Raw genomic sequence first — 19,288 nt, forward strand, 5'->3', positions numbered from 1 at the left:
TGCGAGTCGCGGACTTTCGGGTCCCGCCGCCGTCGTCGCGTTCGCCAAGACGAGTTCGCCTCCTTCAACAGTCTTGTGATAGCTACTTAGGTAAGCCTAACCTAACCAAACGGGAGTAGCTTATGCGCGTGCTGTTCGTCGGACCGCCTCTGTACGGACTGCTGTATCCGGTCCTTTCCCTGGCGCAGGCGTTCCGCGCCGACGGGCACGACGTCGTCGTGGCCAGCGCGGGAGGCTTCACGAAAAGGGTCGCCGAGGCCGGCCTCGTGGGCTTCGACGCCGCACCGGACCTCGACTCCGAGCACGAGTACCGCCAGGGGGAGGGCCGTCGCAAGAGCCTCAACCTGGGCACCAGGATGGGAAGGTTCTCCTTCTTCGGCGACGAGATGGCCGACGCGCTGGTGGACTTCGCCGGCCAGTGGCGCCCCGACCTCGTGGTCTATCCGCCGCTCGGCGTCGCCGGGCCGCTGGTGGCGGCCAAGTACGACATCCCCGTGGTGATGCACACCGTCGGTTTCGGACATCAGCGCTGGCACATCGAGGGCGTGACCCGGTCGATGGACGAGGCCTACGCCCGGCACGGAGTGGCAGGCCCTGCGAAGGATCTGGCGTGGCTCGACATAGCCCCGCCGAGCATGCGCGTCCTCGACGAACCGGACCTGTGGCCGATGCGGTACGTGCCCTTCAACGGGGGGACCGTCCTGGAGGACTGGTGGAGCGCCGACACCGGACGGCCGCGCATCGTCGTCAGCCTCGGCACCCTCAAGCCGATGGTCGACGGCATCGACCTCATCAAGTGGGTCGTCGACTCCGCCCACGAATCGGACGCGGAGTTCGTCCTGTCGCTCGGCGAGCACGGGCAGCAGGAGATCGACTCGCTGCCCGACAACGTCCGCCTCGTGTCATGGATCCCGATGGGCCCGCTGCTCGGCCGCGCCGCCGGATTCATCCACCACGGCGGGGCGGGCAACACGCTCACCGCCCTGTCGGCGGGCGTTCCGCAGATCGTCTTCGGTCAGGGCGCGGACCGGCCCGTCAACGCCAGGACCGTGCAGGACCGGGGGTGCGGATTCGTGCCCGCCGAGCACGGGCTCGTCAAGGCGGACATCGACCGTCTGCTCACCGACGCGTCGCTGCGCGCCGCCGCCGCCGAGGTGCGGGACGAGATGCGCGCGCAGGACCCGCCGACGGTCGTCGCCCGGCGGCTCGCCGAACTCGTCGTGTCGGGCGCCGCCCGGCCCGGCCGGACAGCAGTACCCGCACTCGAGGACTTCTGAGGACCCATGCCGACTCCACTGTTCCCCACGACAGGACCCGGCTGGCTCCGGCGGCTGATGAGCATCTGCCTGAGCCGTCGGCGGCTCATGGCCGCGATCGTGTTCTCCTCCATTCTGAGCATCGTCCTGGTGACCCTCGGCCCGCTGCTGACCAAGGACGGCGTGAACCAGGCCGTCGCCGGTGACAGCAGCGGAATCGCCTGGGTGGCCGGCGGTCTCGTGCTCATCGCCGCCATCGACTTCGCCGGCAACTACGTACGCCGCTTCACCGGTGGCAAACTCGCCCTCGACGTCCAGCACAGCCTGCGCGAAGACGTGTTCCGCAGCATCCAGCGGCTCGACGGCCCCGGCCAGGACAGGCTGCGCACCGGCCAGGTCATCTCCCGCACCAACAGCGACCTCCAGCAGATCCAGCAGATGCTGACGATGCTGCCCGTGCCGCTGACCGTCGTCACGTACTACCTCTTCGGCATCATCGCGATGAGCTGGCTCTCGCCCCGCCTGACCGTGGTCACCGTCGTCGTGGTCCTCGCCCTCGGCGCCGTCGCCATGTGGACCAGGCGCCGGGTCTTCGAGACCTCGGCACGCGCGGCGAACGACGCGGCGGAGGTGACCGAGCACATCAAGGAGGTCATCGACGGCGTCCGCGTCGTCAAGGGTTTCGGCCAGGAGGAGCGGGAGATCCGCTGGCTCGACCGGGCCACGCGCGGCCTGTTCGGCCGGCGCATGCGCATGATGCGCGTGCACGCCGCGCCCGGTGCGACCATGCTGGCCCTTCCCGTCCTGGGCCAGATCGCCGTGCTGGTCTACGGCGGCAGCCTGGTCATGGACGGTTCGATCGACATCGGCACGTTCATCGCCTTCGCCGCGTATCTCACCATGCTGACCGGGCCGACCCGGGTGTTCGCCTCGTACCTGGTGATCGCCCAGCGCACCCGCGCCTCCGCCGAGCGCATCTTCGAACTCATCGACTCACGCCCGGAGATCCACGACGGCGCCGCCGAACTCCCGGAAGCTCCGACGGAGTTGGTTTTCGACGGTGTCGGCTTCGGCTACACGCACGACGACCCGGTCCTGCGCGACGTCTCCTTCCGCGTCGGCGCCGGGGAGACCGTGGCCGTCGTCGGCCCCTCCGGATCCGGCAAGTCGACGCTGTCGCTGCTGATCCCTCGGTTCTACGACGCCACCGCCGGCACCGTCGCCCTGGGCACCGCCGACGGGCGCACCGACATCCGCGAACTGCGCCTGGAATCCCTGCGGTCCCACGTCGGCGTCGTCTTCGAGGAGCCGTTCCTCTTCGCCCGCAGCGTCCGCGAGAACATCGCCTACGGACACGAGGACGCCACGGACGAGGAGATCGTCGCCGCAGCCGAGGCCGCGGGCGCGCACGCGTTCATCTCCGCCATGCCGTCCGGCTACGACTCCGAACTGACCGAACGCGGACAGAACCTGTCCGGCGGACAGCGCCAACGCCTAGCCCTGGCACGGGCGTTGCTGAAGCGGCCGCCGGTGCTGATCGTCGACGACGCGACCTCCTCGGTGGACGCCACCACCGAAGCCGCCATCCACCGCGCCCTGGAGAGCTACGTCGGCGGCGACCGGGTCACCGTGCTCATCGCCCGGCGCCGCTCCACCCTGGAACTCGCCGACCGGATCGTGGTGCTCGACGGCGGCCGCGTCGCCGACAGCGGAACCTACGCCGAACTTGCCGAACGCAGCGTCGTCTTCCAGGAGTTGATCGCCGGGGACACCGACGAGATCGACGCCCGCACGGCCCGCACACCGAGCGAGCTGTGGCCCGCCCGGGAGCACGCGGAGCCCACGGAGTCCGCGAAGGAGGAACCGGCGGCCCCGGGGGGACGCCGGGACCGGTTCGCCGAGATCCCGCCCGCGGTGCTCGCGGACGTCGGGCGACCGACACCGCCCACCGTCGGGGCGATCCTGCGCCCGGTGCGCGGGCTGCTCGCGGTCGCGCTCGGCCTGATCGCCTTCGACGCCCTCGCGCGCGTCGTCGTGCCCATCCTGCTGCAGCGCGGCATCGACGACGGCATCTCGCTCGGCTCGATGAGCACGGTCTGGTGGATCGCCGCGATCTCCCTCGCGCTGGCCGCGGCCAACTGGTTCGTCTACACGTACCAGACCCTGTCCAGCGCACGGGCGTCCGAGTCGGTGCAGTACGCCCTGCGGCTGCGCAGCTACCGGCACCTCAACCGGCTCGGCCTCGACCACTACGAGAAGGAGAGCGCGGGCAGCCTGCTCACCAGGATGACCGTCGACATCGACTCCCTGTCGAAATTCCTCCAACAGGGCATGGTGCAGGGCCTGGTGAGCCTGCTGACGATGGCCGGCATCGCCGTCGCCATGTTCGTCCTCGACTGGCGGCTCGCCCTCGCCGCCCTCGCGCCGTTCCCGGTGATCGCGCTGATCACGCCGGTCTTCCGCCGGCTGAGTTCGAGCGCGTACAAGGAGGCGCGCGATCAACTCGGCAAGGTGAACAGCTCGCTGCGGGAGAACGTCGCGGGCCTGCGCGTCGCCCAGTCCCATGGCAAGCAGAACAGCACGGAGAAGCACTTCAGCGCCCTGTCCAACCTGAACCGGCTCATCCAGGTGAAGGGCCAGCGGTACATCTCCCTGTACTTCCCGTTCCTGGCGTTCTGCTCGGAACTGTCCATGGCGCTCGTCGTGCTGGCCGGCGGCTACCTCGTGGCGGACGGCTCGGTGACGACCGGTGTGCTCGCGGCGTTCCTGCTGCTGCTCGGCCAGTTCTACGGGCCGATCCAGCAGCTCTCGACCATCTACGACTCCTATCTGCAGACCCGCACCAGCGTGCGGCAGGTCACCCAGCTCCTCGCCACCGAACCGACCCAGCGCCCCGCCGCCGACCCGGTCCCGGTGTCGGGACGCTTCAGCGGGCACCTCGAACTGCGGGACGTGACCTTCCGGTACGAGGGGGCGGCCGAGGACACGATCAGCGTCGCGGACCTCACCCTGGAGGCCGGGCGGAGCGTCGCCGTCGTCGGCGCCACCGGCGCGGGCAAATCGACCCTGGTGAAGATCCTCGCGCGGTTCTACGACCCGGCGTCCGGCACGGTGCGCCTCGACGGGGTCGACATCGGCCGGTACGACCTCGCCGGATACCGGCGCCGGATCGGCATCGTCCCGCAGGAGGCCCACCTCTTCGAAGGGGACATCGCGGAGAACATCCGCTACGGCCGCCCCGACGCGAGCGACGACGAGGTCACGGCCGCCGCGGAGGCGGTGGGCGCGACCCCGGCCATCGCCCGGCTGCCCGGCGGATTCCGGCACGCCGTGCGCCAGGCGGGCGGCAATCTGTCGGCCAGCGAACGCCAGCTCATCGCGCTGGCCCGGGTGGCGCTCGTCGACCCCGACGTGCTGCTGCTCGACGAGGCCACCGCGATGCTCGACTCGGGCACGGAGAGCGCCGTCCTCGACGGCATGTTCAGGGCCGCGCGGGACAAGACGGCCCTGCTGGTGGCCCACCGCCTGACGACGGCCGCCCGCTGCGACCGGGTCCTGGTGATGGACGCCGGGAAGCCGGTCGAGTACGGCACGCACGACGAACTCCTCGCGCGGGACGGCGCGTACGCCCGCCTGTGGGAGAGTGCGCGGCCGCAGTCGCCGTCCCGGGACGAGGCCGGGGCCGAGGTCGAGCCGGTGGGCTGACCCGTGATGTCGCCCATGAAGGAAGGGGCCCCCGCGACGCTCGTCGCGGGGGCCCCTTCCGAACATCCGGGTCAGGTCACACGTGCTGCGCCTTGCGCTCGCGCAGCAGCAGCCACGCCAGGAACAGCCCGCCACCGACCCCCGTCACCACGCCGACCGGCATCAGCGCCGAACCGGTCACGCGCTGCGTCACCAGATCCGCGGCCGTCACGAGGAGGGCGCCCATCCACCCGGCGGGCAGCACGTTCGGTCCCGCCGCCCGCGTGACGCGGCGGGCCAGCTGCGGCGAGGCCATCGCGAGGAACGGGATCGGCCCTGCCGCGGCCACCGCCATCGCCGTCAGACCGGTGCCCGCGCAGAGCAGGATCAGCCGGCTGCGCTCGGGCGGCACGCCGAGCGCGCCCGCCGTGTCGTCGCCCATCTCCAGCATGGTCAGCCTGCGCCCGTACACCAGGATGACGGGGACGCAGACGATCAGGCCGAGCCCGGCCATCCGGACCTCGCTCCAGCCGCGGTCGTTGAGGGAGCCGATCATCCAGCTCGCCGCCTGGGCCGCCTTGCCGATGTCGGCACGGATGTAGAGGAAGCTCGTGGCCGATCCGAGCACCGCGGACACACCGATTCCGACGAGCACGAGCCGGTAGCCGTGCACACCGCGCCGCCAGGCCAGCAGATAGACAGCGGCGGCCGTGGCGAAGCCGCCGAGCAGCGCGCCGAGCGCGGTCTGCGGCGCGCCCGCGTTCAGGAAGATGATCGCGACCAGCGCACCCGCCGACGCGCCGTTGCCGAACCCGATGATGTCCGGGCTGCCGAGCGGATTGCGGGTGATCGACTGGAAGACGGCGCCGGCCATGCCGGTCCCGAAGCCGACCAGGACGGCCACCAGGGCGCGCGGCAGCCGCAGGTCGAGCACGATGAACTCGGCGCCGGGCGGCCCGTTCCCGGCGAACGTCCGGAGTACCTCCGTCGGCGACAGCTCGTAGGTGCCGGTGCCGACGGAGAGCACCACCAGGCACGCCGTGACCACGATCAGCGCGAGGCAGACGAGCACCGTGCGCGGGTCGAAGCGGAGCGAGTAGCGGCCCGCGCGCAGCCGGCCCTGGCGCAACTCGGCGCGGAAGAGGCGCTGTTCGTTCTTGACCAGCGTTGTCACAGCTGGGCCACCTTCCGCCGGCGTACGAGATGGATGAAGAGCAGGCCGCCGAGGAACGAGGTGACGATGTCCGCCTGGATCTCGGACGGCGCCACCACGACCCGGCCGATCACGTCGGCCACGAGCAGCAGGGTGGGCGCGAACAGGGCGCAGTAGGGGAGCAGCCAGCGCGGGTCGGGGCCGGTGAACGCGCGCACCGCGTGCGGGATCATCAGGCCGACGAAACCGATCGGCCCGCACACGGCGGTGGCGCTGCCGCACAACAGCGTGATGGCCACGATGGACAGGACCCGGGTGCGCCGCACCGACGTGCCGAGCGCGCGGGCATGGTCCTCGCCCAGTGAGAGAGCGCCGAGCGGCCGGGCCAGGGCGAACGCCAGCAGGGCGCCGGCGATCAGCAACGGCAGTGCGGTGAGCAGCAGTTCGGGGTCGCGTTTCTCGAGCGTGCCGACGGACCAGTAGCGCATCGAGTCGAGGGTGCTCAGGTCCCACAGCTGCAGACCGTTGACGTAGCCGAACAGGGCCGCGTTGACGGCGGTGCCGGCGAGGGCGAGCCGGACCGGGGTCGCCGCGCGGGTGCCGCCGAGCGCGTTCACGGCGACGGCGGCGACGCACGCGCCGAGCAGCGCGAACCACAGGTACCCGGTGAACGACGTGATGCCGAACACGCTGATCGCGGTGACGACGGCGGCCGACGACCCCGCGTTCACGCCGAGCAGCCCCGGGTCGGCGAGCGGATTGCGGGTCAGGACCTGCATCACGCCGCCGGCCAGACCGAGCGCCGCGCCGATCGCCATGCCGATCAGGGTTCGCGGCAGTCGCAGCTCACGAACGATGTTGTCGAACCGGGAGCCCGAGGGCGAGAACAAGCCGGACCACACGTCGCCGAGCGGAATGTGCTCCGTGCCCACGGCCAGTGACAACGCGGACGCCACGACGAGGAGGAGCACGCCGAGAGCCAGGCCGGCGACCCGCGGGGGGCGGCTGCGGGCCGTGGCCGATAGTCGCGGTGTTTCTCCCGGGCGGGAACGCGTTCCAGTGAGCATGTGATTAGCTTAGGCTAACCTTACCAAGTCTGCTAACAATTACGTTGACGAAAACGCCTGGCCGTTCACGGATGGAGGAAGAGGAGACATGCGCGTCCAGACCGCGGCCCCCGCCGCCCGGCCCGCCGCCCTGTCGGATCACCGGCCGGTCCGCGTCACCGGACCGCGCGTCGCGCACCTTCTGGAGCGCCTGACCGGTGCCGACGACGCCCAACGGGCCCGTGTGGCCGAGGAGTTCTGGCAGGACGCGACGGGCCTCGGCACGCCGCTCGTCGAGGAGATCGACGGCGAACCCGACCACCGGGCCGTCACCTTCCTGTGGCGCGGCCACCGGGCCACCCGGCAGGTGCTGCTCATGGCCAACCGGCTCGTCGACCGGGAGCACCTGGCCGGCTCCCTCATGGAACGCGCCCCCGGCACCGACATCTGGCACCTGGGACTGCGCCTCCGCGCCGACCACCGCGGCTCCTATCGCATCGCCGCCGACATCTCCGCCAAGGAACCGCCCGCCGACCCCGCCGTCCTCCAGGCGCGCCTTCGCTCCCTCGCCGTGCACGCCGCTCGCGACCCGCTCAACCCCCTTTCCCTGCCGACTCGTTGGGACTCCGCCGACGCGTCGGTCTTCGCCCTGCCGGACGCGCCCGCCGAGGCCTGGACACGGCCGGAGGGCCCGACACCGGCCGGCCGCGTCGAACGGCACCGGACGCCCGCCGCCGCCCTCGGCGGCCACCGCGACGTCTGGGTCTACCTGCCGCCCGGCCACCACCGCGACGAGGGCCGCCTGCCCGTCCTGGTGCTCTGCGACGGCGACATGTGGCTCGGCCGGATCGGACTGCAGCACACCCTCGACGCGCTGATCGCCCAGGGGAAGCTGCCGCGGGTCGCCGTACTCGCGCCCGACGCCGTCGACCGTGCCACCCGCGGCCGTGAACTCGGCGCGCGGGACGCCTTCGTGGAGTTCCTCGCCGACGAACTCCTGCCCTGGGCGGCCGGCCGCTGGCCCGTCACCGCCGACCCGGACCGCACCGTCGTCGCGGGACAGAGCCTCGGCGGCATGGCCGCGCTGCACGCCGGTCATCTGCGCCCCGACCGGTTCGGCCACGTCGTCGCCCAGTCGCCGTCCCTGTGGTGGCGGCCCGGACTCCCGTCGGACAGACCGCAGAAACACGTCTTCGGGGTGCCCTGGCTCGTCGCCCGGTACGCGGCCGCCGCACCGCGCCCCATCACCGTCCATCTCGACGTCGGCCTGCACGAAGGCTCCATGGTCGACCACTGCGGGGCCCTCTACGACACCCTGCACTCGGCCCGCTACGAGGTCACCCGGCGCGAGTTCAACGGCGGTCACGACTACGCCTGTTGGCACGTCGCCCTGGCCGACACCCTGATCCGCCTGCTGGGCCGCGCGCCCGGCCGCCGGACCCACTGACTCCCCCCACGCGTCACCGTTCCACTCTTCTTGCCCTTAGGAGCATCACGCACATGTCCTCCAACAGAACCTCCCGCCGCGCAGCCCTGCTGTCCTGCACCGCCGCCGTCACGGGAGCCCTGCTCCTCAGCGGGTGCGGCAGCGACAGCGGCGACGACAGCGACAGCGGCGGCGGCAAGGAGAAGGCGGCGGCCACCACACGCCAGATCACCGACGCCCAGGGCCGCAAGGTCAAGGTGCCCGGCGACCCGAAGAAGGTCGTCACACTCAGCGAGCCGACCACCGACGCCGCGCTCGCCCTCGGTGTGGAGCCGGTCGGTGTGACCGCGGGCCGCGGCCAGAAGGGGGTGTCCACGTACCTCGCCGACAAGGCGACCAAGGCCGAGGTCGTCGCCACCGTCGCCGAGGCCGACATGGAGAAGCTCGCCGCGCTGCAGCCCGACCTGATCCTGCTCGACGAGACGACCGGCGCGAAGAAGACCGTCGACAAGCTCCAGGAGATAGCGCCGACCGTCGTCACCGCCAAGCTCAACGAGGACTGGAAGAAGTCCTTCACCGACACCGCCGACGCCCTCAACAAGAAGGCCGACGCCGAGAAGTGGCTGACGGACTTCGGCACCCAGGTCGCCGACGTCAAGAAGCAGCTCGGAGCCAACGCCGGCAAGTCCGTCTCCGTGATCCGCTGGCAGGACGGCGCGCCCTCGGTCGTCGGCAAGGGCGACGGCGTCGTCGCCTCCACCCTCCAGGCGCTCGGCACGACCCGGCCCGAGGACCAGCAGGGCGCGAGCACCGGACACAGCGAGCCGGTCTCCCTGGAGAAGCTCGACACCATCGACGGCGACTGGCTGTTCTTCGGCACGCTCGGCGACAAGGCCGACGGCGAGAAGGCGTACGCCGAGGCCCAGAAGGTCACCAACTTCAGCAAGCTGAAGGCGGAGAAGAACAAGCACGTCGTCGTCATCCAGGGCTCCGCGTGGAACAGCGCCGGCGGCCCGCTCTCCGCGCAGGTCGTCCTCGACGACCTCAAGGGGGCGCTCGCCAAGTGATATCCGGCCAGGTACAAGCCGACAGCGCCACGGGAGAACTGACCGGCCGGCTCGCCCTCGTCACGGGGGCGGGCCGCGGGATCGGCGAGGCGGTGGTCGCCGCGCTCGCCGGGCGCGGCGCCCGCGTCCTGGCCACCGACCTCGACGCCGTCGCGGTCGAGAAGGTCGCGGCACAGTACGACGGCGGCCAGGTGACCGCCCGCCCGCTCGACGTCACCGACGCGGCAGCCGTCGAAGCCCTCGTCGCGGACGCCGAGTCCACCCTCGGCCCCCTCTCCATCGCCGTCAACGTCGCCGGGATCCTGCGCAGTTCACCCGCGATCGACCTCAGCGACGAGGACTGGGCCGCGACCTTCGCGGTCAACACGAACGGCGTCTTCCACGTCTGCCGCTCCGTCGCCCGCCGGATGAGCGCACGCGGCGCGGGCAGCATCGTCACCGTCGCCTCCAACGCGGCCGGCATCCCCCGCGCGGGCATGGCCGCGTACGCCGCGTCGAAGGCCGCCACCGCGATGTTCACCAAGTGCCTCGGCCTCGAAGTCGCCGCGCAGGGCGTGCGCTGCAACACCGTCTGCCCCGGCTCGACCCTCACCGACATGCAGCGCGGCATGTGGGAGGAGTCGGGCGCCGACATCGAGGCGGCCCGGCGCTCCGTCATCGACGGCGACCTCACCGCCCACCGCACCGGCATCCCGCTCGGCCGCATCGCCGACCCGGCCGACATCGCCGAGTCCGTCGCCTTCCTCGCCTCCGACCGCGCCCGGCACATCACGCTCCACGACCTGTACGTCGACGGGGGCGCGACGCTCCGCGGGTAGCGGGCGCGCCTTCTCGTGTGCCGGGTGCGGTTGTTCGGCGGGTGCGGGTGCGTGCGCCCTCTTCATCGATGGAGGCAAGCGGCGAAGCCGCGGCCTTCAGGGGCGCGGGGAACCGCGCGAGAAGCCCCACGCACCCGCACCCGCCGAACAACCCACCTGCCACGGCGAAGTGGCCGCCCCACCCCCACGACCCCACCCCCCCCACACACACAGGAGGCAACGATGACCACGTCCGTCCACGAACCCGTCACGACCCCACCGGAGGTGACCGGCACCGCGACCGCCCTCCTCGACGACTACCGCCCGGCCGCCGACCGGTTCCTCGCGACCCCGCACCGCACGCTCCTGGGCCATGGCACCGCCGCCGAACTCCCTTATGACAGCCGCCCGTTGGGCGAGCGCGTACGGGAACTCCTCGACGCACGCCGCCGCGCGGGCCAGGCCGGCCCCGTCGTGATGGGCGCCCTGCCGTTCGACCCCGCCGCCGCGCCCGCCCTCGCCGTCCCGGAGAGAGTGCGCTGGGCGCCGCCGCTGCGGGAGGACCCGCTGATCGCGCTGCCCGTGCCGCCCCCCGAGGACGCCGCCGACTGGCAGGTGCGGGAGGTGCCCGCCGCGAAGGAGTACGGCGCCGCGGTCGCCGCCGCCGTCGCCCGTATGCGGGCCGGGGAGTTCGACAAGGTCGTCCTCGCCCGCACCCTCGAACTGACCGGCCCCAGCGCCCCCGATCTGCCCGCGATGCTGCGCCGCCTGGCCCGCCGCGATCCGGCCGGCTACACGTTCGCCGTGCCCAGCGGCCCCGGCCGCACTCTGGTCGGCGCGAGCCCCGAACTCCTCGTCGCCCGGGACGGATCGACCCTCACCGCCAATCCGCTGGCCGGCTCCGCGCCCCGCAGCGCCGACCTCGCCGAGGACGTCCGGCGCGCCGCTGCCCTCCTGGAATCGCCGAAGGACCTGCACGAACACGCCGTCGTCGTGGCCGCCGTGCGCGCGGCCCTCGCCCCGTTCTGCACCCGCCTCGACGTCCCCGAGCGCCCCACCCTCGTACGGACGGCCGCGATGTGGCACCTGTCGACCACGGTCACCGGCGAGCTCGCCGACCCCGGCACCACCACCGCGCTCGACCTCGCGTCCGCCCTGCATCCGACCCCCGCCGTCTGCGGCACCCCGACGGACCTGGCCCGCCAAGTCATAGCGGAATCCGAGCCGTTCGACCGCGGCGCCTACACCGGCATGGTCGGCTGGCAGGACGCGGACGGCGACGGCGAGTGGGTCGTCACCATCCGCTGCGCCGAGGCCGAGGGCGGCCTGCTGCGCCTTTTCGCCGGAGCCGGCGTCGTCGCCGCGTCGTCGCCCGAGGCGGAGACCGCCGAGACCGGCGCCAAGTTCCGTACGTTCCTGAACGCCGTGGGAGCCACCCTGTGACCGCCGCCACGACTCCGGGCGCGGACGCGCCGACCTGGCCCGCCGAGTTCGCCGAGCGCTACCGGGCGGCCGGGTACTGGCGCGGCGAGACCTTCGGCGGCGTCCTGCGCGAACGCGCCGGGGCGCACCCGGACCGGATCGCCCTCGTCGACCCGGCGCCGAGCCGCCGTACCTGGACGTACCGTCAACTCGACGAGCGGGCCGACCGGTTGGCCGCCGGGTTCGCCGAGCGCGGCATCCGCAAGGGTGACCGCGTCGTCGTCCAGCTCCCGAACATCGGCGAGTTCATCGAGGTCGTCTTCGCCCTGTTCCGCATCGGCGCGCTGCCGGTGTACGCGCTGCCCGCGCACCGCGACACGGAGATCGCGTACTTCTGCTCGTTCGCCGAGGCCGTCGCGTACGTCATCCCGGACCGGCACGCGGGCTTCGACCACCGCGACCTCGCGACCCGGGTCAAGAAGGACACCCCGAGCCTGGAGCACGTCTTCGTGGTCGGCGATCCGGGGGAGCACACGGCGCTGGCCGACGTGGACCGCGACCCGGTGGACATCGCCGGACCCGCACCCCACGAGCTGGCCTTCCTCCAGCTGTCCGGGGGCACCACCGGCCGCCCGAAGCTGATCCCGCGCACCCACGACGACTACCTGTACTCGCTGTGGGGCTCGAACGAGATCTGCGGGGTCGACGCCGGCACCCGCTTCCTCGTCGTGCTGCCCGCCGCCCACAACTTCCCCATGAGCAGCCCGGGTTGGCTCGGTGTGCTCTACGCGGGCGGCACCGTGGTGATGTCGCCGGGCACCGACCCCGACACGGCGTTCCCGGTCGTCGCCGAGGAGCGCGTCACGATGACCGGGCTCGTCCCGCCGCTCGCCCTCGTGTGGACGCAGGCCGCACCCGACACCCGCTACGACCTGAGCTCCCTGGACCTGATCCTGGTCGGCGGCGCCAAGTACAGCGAGGCGGCCGCCCGGCGCCTCGAACCCGCGCTCGGCTGCAAGCTCATGCAGGTCTTCGGGATGGCAGAGGGACTCGTCAACTACACGCGCCTGGACGACGACCCGGAGACCGTCGTCACCACGCAGGGCCTGCCGATCTCCCCGGCCGACGAGATCCGCGTGGTCGACGACGCGGACCGGGACGTCGCCGAGGGCGCGTTCGGGCACCTGCTGACCCGTGGCCCGTACACCATCCGCGGCTACTGGAAGGCGCCCGAGCACAACGCCCGCTCCTTCACCGCGGACGGCTTCTACCGGACCGGCGACATCGTGCGCCGCACCCCCACCGGCCACCTCGTCGTCGAGGGCCGGGCCAAGGATCAGATCAACCGCGGCGGCGAGAAGATCGCCCCGGAGGAGATCGAGAACATCATCCTCGCCCACCCCGCCGTCCACGACGTCTCCCTCGTCGCCGTCCCCGACGCGTATCTCGGCGAGCGCTCGCTGGCGTACGTCATCCTGCGCCCGGACGCCGAACCCTTGAAGCCTGTCGCCGTGAAGCGGTTCGTGCGGGAGCGTGGCGTGGCCGCGTACAAGGTGCCCGATCTCGTCCAGTTCGTCGATGCCTTCCCGCAGACCGGCATCGGCAAGGTCAGCAAGAAGCAGCAGCGGTCCGCCGCCGAGCAGCACTGAGCAGTCCCGAAAGGTTCCCCACCATGGCCCTGCCCGCCATCGCCGCCTACCCCCTGCCGCGCCCGGACGAACTGCCGGCCAACCGCGTCGCCTGGACCGTGGACCCCGCGCGCGCCGTGCTGCTCGTCCACGACCTGCAGCACCACTTCCTCACCAAGTACCCGCAGAACGAAGAGCCGTTGACCGGCATGCTCGACAACACCGCCCGGCTCCTGAAGACGAGCCGCGGGCTGGGCATCCCCGTCTACTACTCCGCGCAGCGCGGCGGCCAGACACCCGAGGAGCGCGGGCTGCAGCTCGACTTCTGGGGGCCCGGCGTCGCCGACGACCCCGAGGCGCTCGCCATGCCGCGTGCCGTCGCCCCCGAGGACGGCGACACGGTCCTCACCAAATGGAAGTACAGCGCGTTCGTCCGCACCGAACTCGACTCGCTGATGCGGGAGTCGGGCCGCGACCAACTGGTCATCGTCGGCGTCTACGCCCATATCGGTGTGCTCATCAGCGCCGCCGACGCGTGGATGCGGGACATCCAGGCGTTCGTCGTCGCCGACGCGGTCGCCGACTTCACCCGTGACGACCACGACATGGCCCTGCGCTGGGCCGCAGGCCGCTGCGCCGTCGTCACCACCACCGACGCGCTCATCGAGGAGGTACGGGCCGCATGACCCTCACCGTGGAACAGATCCGCACCGACGTCGCCGACTGCCTCGGCGAGGACCCCGCCGACATCCCCGTCGACGAGAACCTCGTCGACTACGGACTCGACTCCGTCCGCATCATGACCCTCCTGGAACGCTGGCGCCGCGACCACGGCGTCGACGCCTCCTTCGTCGACCTCGCCGAGAAGCCCGCCGTCGACGCCTGGGCCACGCTGCTCGGGGTGGCCGCCTCGTGACCGTGCTGACCAGCCAGGAACGCGGGGACACCACGGCCGCGCGGGACTGCGTCCTGCCGCTCACCGCCGCCCAGTCGGGCATGTGGTTCGCGCAGGCCCTCGACCCGCTCAGCCCCGCGCAGAACACCGCCGAGTACCTGGAGATCGACGGGGAGATCGATCCAGACGTGTTCGCCGCCGCGCTGCGCCACGTCGTCACCGAGGCCGACGCCCTGCGCGTCCGCGTCGAGGACACCCCCGACGGACCGCGCCAACGGGTCTGCGCAGCCGTCGAGTTGCCGCTCACCGTGCGCCGGGACCTGAGCGTGGACGAAGCCGTCGCCTGGATGCGCGAGGACCTCGCCCGGCCCTGCGACCTGGCGGCAGGACCCCTGTTCGCGCACGCCCTCTTCCGGGTGGGGGAGCGGCGCTGGCTCTGGTACCAGCGCGTCCACCACCTCGTCATCGACGGCTTCGGCCACTCCCTCCTCGTCCGCCGCACCGCCGAGGTCCACACGGCGCTTTCGCGCGGCGAGGACCCCGGCCCGCGCCCCTTCGCGACCCTCGCCGACCTGCTCGCGCTCGACGCCGGGTACCGGGCGTCGGACGCCTTCGAAGCCGACCGCGCGCACTGGGGCGCCGCGTTCGCGGACCGCCCGGAGGCACCGCGCCTCGCCGGTCGCGGCGCGCTGCCGTCACACACGTTCCGCCGCCGTACCGCACAGCTGCCGCCGGAGACGACGGAGCGGCTGCGCGAACTCGCCGCGGAGACCCGCGCCACCTGGCCCGACGTGCTCATCGCCGCCCAGGCCCTGTACACGGCCCGCGCCACCGGCCGCGCCGACGTCGTCCTCGGCCTTCCGATGATGGGCCGCATGGGCTCGGTCGCGCTGCGCGTCCCCGGCATGGTCATGAACGTGCTGCCCCTGCGCCTGACCGTCGAGCCGGGAGCGACCTTCGCCCAGCTCGTCCGCCAAGTCGTGCACGGCGTACGGGAAGTGAGGCGCCATCAGCGCTATCGCTACGAGGACATCCGCCGCGATCTGGGCCTGCTCGGTGAGCAGCGCGGCCTCGTCGGCCCCCTCGTGAACATCATGCCCTTCGACTACGCCACCGACTTCGCGGGCGCCCCCGCCCGGGCCCACAACCTCTCCGCCGGCCCGGTCGACGACCTCACCGTCAACATCTACGACCGCGCCGACGGCCGCGGCCTGCGCATCGACCACGACGGCAACCCCGCGCTCTACGAGGACGCCGACCTCGCCGCCCACCAGGCACGATTCGTCGACCTCCTGCACCGCCTCGCGCAGACCCCGCCCGACGTCCCGCTCGACACCCACACCATCGCGACACCGGCCGAACTCTCGCTGGTCCTCGACGAGTTCAACCGCACGGAACGCGCCCTGCCGCCGACGACCCTCATCGGCCCGATCGGCGCGCAGGCCGCCCGCACCCCGGACGCGGTGGCCCTCGTGTACGGCGACACCTCCTTGACGTACGCCGAACTCGACTCCCGCGCCAACCAGTTGGCACGCCACCTGCAGAGCCTCGGCGCCCGGCCGGGTGAGGTCGTGGCGGTCTCCGTGCCGCGCTCCGTCGAGCTGATCGTGGCCCTCCTCGCCGTACTCAAGTCCGGCGCCGCGTATCTGCCGCTCGACCCGGACTACCCCGAGCAGCGCCTCACCTACATGCTCCGCGACGCCCGGCCCGTCTGCGCCGTCACCGACCGCGCCGGGCGCCTGCCGGCCGACGCGGGCACGCCGCTCGTGGTCCTCGACGGCCTCGACGTCTCCTCGTACGCCACGGTCGACCCGGCCCGCGCGCTCACCCCCGCGCATCCCGCGTACGTCATCTACACCTCGGGCTCGACCGGCCGCCCCAAGGGGGTCGTCGTGCCGCACTCGGCGATCGACAACCGGCTGCGCTGGATGCAGCACGCGTACCCGATCGGGGCGGACGACCGGGTCCTGCAGAAGACGCCGTCGTCGTTCGACGTGTCCGTATGGGAGTTCTTCTGGCCGCTGCGGCAGGGCGCGACCCTCGTCGTGGCCGAGCCGGGAGGCCACAAGGACCCGGCCTATCTGGCCCGCGTCATCCGCGAACAGACCGTGACCACCTGCCACTTCGTGCCGTCGATGCTCCAGGTGTTCCTCGCCGAGGCGGATGCCCCGTCGCTCGCCGCGTGCGGCGGTGCGCTGCGCCGCGTGTTCTGCAGCGGGGAGGCGCTGGCGCGCGAGACGGCGAGCGCGTTCGCCCGGGCGCTGCCCGGCGTCGGGCTGCACAACCTGTACGGGCCGACCGAGGCCGCCGTCGACGTCACCTACCACGCGTGCGAACCGGACGGCACGGGCCCCGTGCCCATCGGGCGCCCCGTCTGGAACACCCGCCTGTACGTCCTCGACCCGGCCGGACAACCGTGCCCCCCGGGCGTCGTCGGCGAACTCCACCTGGCAGGAAGGCAGTTGGCGGACGGCTATCTGAACCGCGACGAGCTGACTGCCGAGCGCTTCGTCGCCGACCCGTTCGGCGCGCCCGGCAGCCGCATGTACCGCACCGGAGACCTGGCACGCTGGACCGACCGCGGTGAGGTCGAGTACCTCGGCCGCACCGACCACCAGGTGAAACTGCGCGGCCAGCGCATCGAACTCGGCGAGATCGAGGCGGCGTTGGCGGCGCGGGACGGAGTCGACGGCGCCTGCGCACTGGTCCGCGACGACCGCCTCATCGGCTATGTCACCGGCGACGCCGAGCCCGCCGCGATCCGCGCGGCCCTCGCCCGCGAACTCCCCGAACACATGGTCCCCTCGGCGATCGTGCCCCTGCCGGCCTTCCCGCTGACCCCCAACGGCAAGCTGGACCGCGGCGCACTGCCCGCCCCGGTCTTCGCGGGCAGCGGCACCGCCGAACGCCCCACGAGCCCCCGCGAAGCCACCCTGACCCGCCTCTTCGCCGAGGTCCTCGGCGTCGCACAGGCCGGTCCGGACGACGCATTCTTCGACCTCGGCGGAACCTCGCTCCTCGCGGTACGCCTCGTCGCCCGGATCCGCGAGGAACTCGGCGCGGAACTGACCATCGGCTCCCTCTTCGAGGCCCCGACCCCGGCCGCGCTCGCCACCCGCATCGGCTCCGCGGCCCCCGTCTCGGGCGACGCCCTGGACGTACTCCTGCCGCTGCGCCCACAAGGCGACCGCCCACCCCTGTTCGCGATCCACCCGGCCGGCGGCATCTCCTGGTGCTACGCCGGACTCACCGCGCGCCTCGACCGGGACCAGCCGGTCCACGGCATCCAGGCCCGCGGCCTGACGGCGGACGGGCCGCTCCCGGCCACCCTGTGGGAACAGGCCGCCGACTACGTGACCCGCATCCGCGCACTCCGCCCGCACGGCCCCTACCGGCTGCTCGGCTGGTCCGTCGGCGGCATCCTCGCCCACACCGTCGCCGTCCTGCTCCAGGAAGCGGGGGAGCGGGTCGACTTCCTCGCCCTCCTCGACGCCTTCCCCGCGGAACAGTGGCGCGAGCGCCCGGCACCGGAGGAGGGCGACGCGCTCACCGCGGTCCTGCGCATGGCGGGCTTCGAACGCGGCACCGAACGCACCCGCGACGACGTCCTCGCCACCCTCCGCAGGGCGGGCAGCCCCCTGGCGGGCCTCACCGACGCCACGCTCTCCCGGATCGTCGACATCGTCCCGAACCACGCACGCCTGATGCGCGCCCACACCCACCGGCGTTACGAGGGCGACGTCCTGTTCTTCACGGCGGCGGCGCCCCGCCCGGAGAACTGGCTGACCCGCGAGGCATGGCGCCCGCACGTGACCGGTGACGTGACCAACCACGATCTGCCGTGCACGCACCCGGAGTTGCTGCGGGACGAACACGTGGAGGTGATCGCGAAGGCGCTGTCCGACCGCCTGGACGGGCTCAGCGAACTCGCCGACTGAGAGCTCGCCGGGAGCGAGGGGGACCCGGCCCGGGGCGCGGGTTCCTCTCCGGACGGAGCCGCGTGCCCGTAGCGTGTCGGGGATGACCGAACCGAGCGGAGTCGCCGCTGAGACCGATCAGTCCGACCCGTCCGATCAGGAGCGTGAGCGGCTGCGCCGTACCTTCACCGAGGACGCCGGGCTCTACGACCGCATGCGGCCGGGCTATCCGCCGCGCGTGTACGACGACCTGGCGGACCTCGCGGGGGCCGGGCCAGGCTGCCGGGTCCTCGAAGTGGGCGCCGGTACGGGAAAGGCGACCGTGCCGCTCGCCGGGCGGGGCTGCCGGATCGTCGCGGTGGAACTGGGCCGCGCGATGGCGGCGGTGGCCCGGCGCCGGCTCGCGGGCCACCCGGACGCGGAGGTCGTCGTGGCGGAGTTCGAGACGTGGCCGCTGCCGCCGCTGCCGTTCGACCTGGTGCTCGCGGCGACGTCCTGGCACTGGATCGCGCCGCGGGTCCGCGTGGCCAAGGCCGCCGCCGCGCTGCGTCCCGGCGGGAGCCTCGCCACGGTGTCGACCCACCACATCAAGGGCGGCACGGAACCGTTCTTCGCCGCGTCCCAGCGCTGCTACGAGCACTTCGACCCGACGACCCCGCCCGACATCACCCTGCGACCGGCCTCCGAAATCCCCCAGGACGAGGAGGAGTTGGTGACCTCCGGCCGCTTCGAACCGGCCGTCTTCCGGCGCTACGAATGGGACGCGACGTACACCACACAGCAGTACCTCGACCTGCTCTCCACCTACTCCGGCCACCGCGACCTCGCACCCGTGGCCCGCGCCGGCCTGTACGAGTCCCTCGCAGGACTCGTCGACGGACGGCACGGCGGCCGGATCACCAAGCGGCACATGACGGAACTCCGGCCGGCCCGCGTCCTTGAGTGAAGAGGCCGCCGACACCAGGCCCGGCCGGATCGACGGCGTGCTCGGGGCCGC

General features: G+C 72.5%; 13 protein-coding genes. 11 read left to right on the forward strand and 2 right to left on the reverse strand.

The window, feature by feature from the left end; all coding sequences use genetic code 11:
- The first annotated feature begins 128 nt into the window (after positions 1 to 128).
- Positions 129 to 1,277: a glycosyltransferase gene (locus AB0J02_RS16355; RefSeq protein ID WP_363194328.1), complete on the forward strand. Its 1,149-nt coding sequence runs from the start codon at positions 129 to 131 to the stop codon at positions 1,275 to 1,277.
- A gap of 6 nt (positions 1,278 to 1,283) precedes the next feature.
- Positions 1,284 to 4,961 carry an ABC transporter ATP-binding protein gene (locus AB0J02_RS16360; RefSeq protein WP_363194329.1) on the forward strand — a complete coding sequence of 1,226 codons (3,678 nt, stop codon included), beginning with the start codon at positions 1,284 to 1,286 and terminating at the stop codon, positions 4,959 to 4,961.
- Between the two features lie 76 nt (positions 4,962 to 5,037).
- Here the strand turns inward: AB0J02_RS16360 and AB0J02_RS16365 are convergent, their stop codons facing one another.
- Positions 5,038 to 6,114, reverse strand: a complete 1,077-nt coding sequence (locus AB0J02_RS16365) for an iron chelate uptake ABC transporter family permease subunit (RefSeq protein WP_363194330.1) — start codon at positions 6,112 to 6,114, stop codon at positions 5,038 to 5,040.
- The gene (locus AB0J02_RS16370; RefSeq protein ID WP_363194331.1) at positions 6,111 to 7,160 is read right to left on the reverse strand and encodes an iron chelate uptake ABC transporter family permease subunit; all 1,050 of its coding nucleotides are present in this window, start codon (positions 7,158 to 7,160) and stop codon (positions 6,111 to 6,113) included. The genes AB0J02_RS16365 and AB0J02_RS16370 overlap by 4 nt, the downstream gene beginning before the upstream one ends.
- Positions 7,161 to 7,248: 88 nt before the next feature.
- Here AB0J02_RS16370 and fes point away from each other — a divergent pair, with 88 nt between their 5' ends.
- The 9 genes from fes (at position 7,249) to AB0J02_RS16415 (ending at position 19,237) form a co-directional block, all read left to right on the forward strand.
- Entirely contained in the window at positions 7,249 to 8,586 is a 1,338-nt protein-coding gene (gene fes / locus AB0J02_RS16375; protein ID WP_363194332.1) for an enterochelin esterase, read from the forward strand.
- 53 nt (positions 8,587 to 8,639) lie between these two features.
- Positions 8,640 to 9,632, forward strand: a complete 993-nt coding sequence (locus AB0J02_RS16380; protein ID WP_363194333.1) for an ABC transporter substrate-binding protein — start codon at positions 8,640 to 8,642, stop codon at positions 9,630 to 9,632.
- Positions 9,632 to 10,450, forward strand: coding sequence for a 2,3-dihydro-2,3-dihydroxybenzoate dehydrogenase (locus tag AB0J02_RS16385; RefSeq protein ID WP_363194557.1), 819 nt, complete (start codon positions 9,632 to 9,634; stop codon positions 10,448 to 10,450). The genes AB0J02_RS16380 and AB0J02_RS16385 overlap by 1 nt, the downstream gene beginning before the upstream one ends.
- 222 nt (positions 10,451 to 10,672) lie before the next feature.
- Positions 10,673 to 11,872, forward strand: coding sequence for an isochorismate synthase (locus AB0J02_RS16390; protein WP_363194334.1), 1,200 nt, complete (start codon positions 10,673 to 10,675; stop codon positions 11,870 to 11,872).
- Positions 11,869 to 13,500, forward strand: a complete 1,632-nt coding sequence (locus AB0J02_RS16395; RefSeq protein ID WP_363194335.1) for a (2,3-dihydroxybenzoyl)adenylate synthase — start codon at positions 11,869 to 11,871, stop codon at positions 13,498 to 13,500. The genes AB0J02_RS16390 and AB0J02_RS16395 overlap by 4 nt, the downstream gene beginning before the upstream one ends.
- 23 nt (positions 13,501 to 13,523) lie before the next feature.
- Positions 13,524 to 14,165 carry an isochorismatase family protein gene (locus AB0J02_RS16400; RefSeq protein WP_363194336.1) on the forward strand — a complete coding sequence of 214 codons (642 nt, stop codon included), beginning with the start codon at positions 13,524 to 13,526 and terminating at the stop codon, positions 14,163 to 14,165.
- Positions 14,162 to 14,395 carry a phosphopantetheine-binding protein gene (locus AB0J02_RS16405; protein WP_363194337.1) on the forward strand — a complete coding sequence of 78 codons (234 nt, stop codon included), beginning with the start codon at positions 14,162 to 14,164 and terminating at the stop codon, positions 14,393 to 14,395. Before AB0J02_RS16400 ends, AB0J02_RS16405 begins: the two co-directional genes overlap by 4 nt.
- A complete protein-coding gene (locus tag AB0J02_RS16410; RefSeq protein ID WP_363194338.1) occupies positions 14,392 to 18,312 on the forward strand; it encodes an amino acid adenylation domain-containing protein in 3,921 nt (1,306 codons plus the stop codon). Before AB0J02_RS16405 ends, AB0J02_RS16410 begins: the two co-directional genes overlap by 4 nt.
- A gap of 82 nt (positions 18,313 to 18,394) precedes the next feature.
- Positions 18,395 to 19,237, forward strand: coding sequence for a methyltransferase domain-containing protein (locus AB0J02_RS16415; protein WP_363194339.1), 843 nt, complete (start codon positions 18,395 to 18,397; stop codon positions 19,235 to 19,237).
- The last annotated feature ends 51 nt before the right edge of the window (positions 19,238 to 19,288 follow it).

This window comes from Streptomyces sp. NPDC050264, assembly GCF_040655895.1.
Taxonomy (GTDB): domain Bacteria; phylum Actinomycetota; class Actinomycetes; order Streptomycetales; family Streptomycetaceae; genus Streptomyces.

What these genes read in the sequence shown, in the direction of transcription:
- AB0J02_RS16380 (WP_363194333.1), top strand. Translation starts at nt 8,640, where the DNA reads ATGTCCTCCAACAGAACCTCCCGCCGCGCAGCCCTGCTGTCCTGCACC.
- AB0J02_RS16400 (WP_363194336.1), top strand. Translation starts at nt 13,524, where the DNA reads ATGGCCCTGCCCGCCATCGCCGCCTACCCCCTGCCGCGCCCGGACGAA.
- AB0J02_RS16390 (WP_363194334.1), top strand. Translation starts at nt 10,673, where the DNA reads ATGACCACGTCCGTCCACGAACCCGTCACGACCCCACCGGAGGTGACC.
- AB0J02_RS16415 (WP_363194339.1), top strand. Translation starts at nt 18,395, where the DNA reads ATGACCGAACCGAGCGGAGTCGCCGCTGAGACCGATCAGTCCGACCCG.
- AB0J02_RS16360 (WP_363194329.1), top strand. Translation starts at nt 1,284, where the DNA reads ATGCCGACTCCACTGTTCCCCACGACAGGACCCGGCTGGCTCCGGCGG.
- AB0J02_RS16370 (WP_363194331.1), bottom strand. Translation starts at nt 7,160, where the DNA reads ATGCTCACTGGAACGCGTTCCCGCCCGGGAGAAACACCGCGACTATCG.
- AB0J02_RS16405 (WP_363194337.1), top strand. Translation starts at nt 14,162, where the DNA reads ATGACCCTCACCGTGGAACAGATCCGCACCGACGTCGCCGACTGCCTC.
- fes (WP_363194332.1), top strand. Translation starts at nt 7,249, where the DNA reads ATGCGCGTCCAGACCGCGGCCCCCGCCGCCCGGCCCGCCGCCCTGTCG.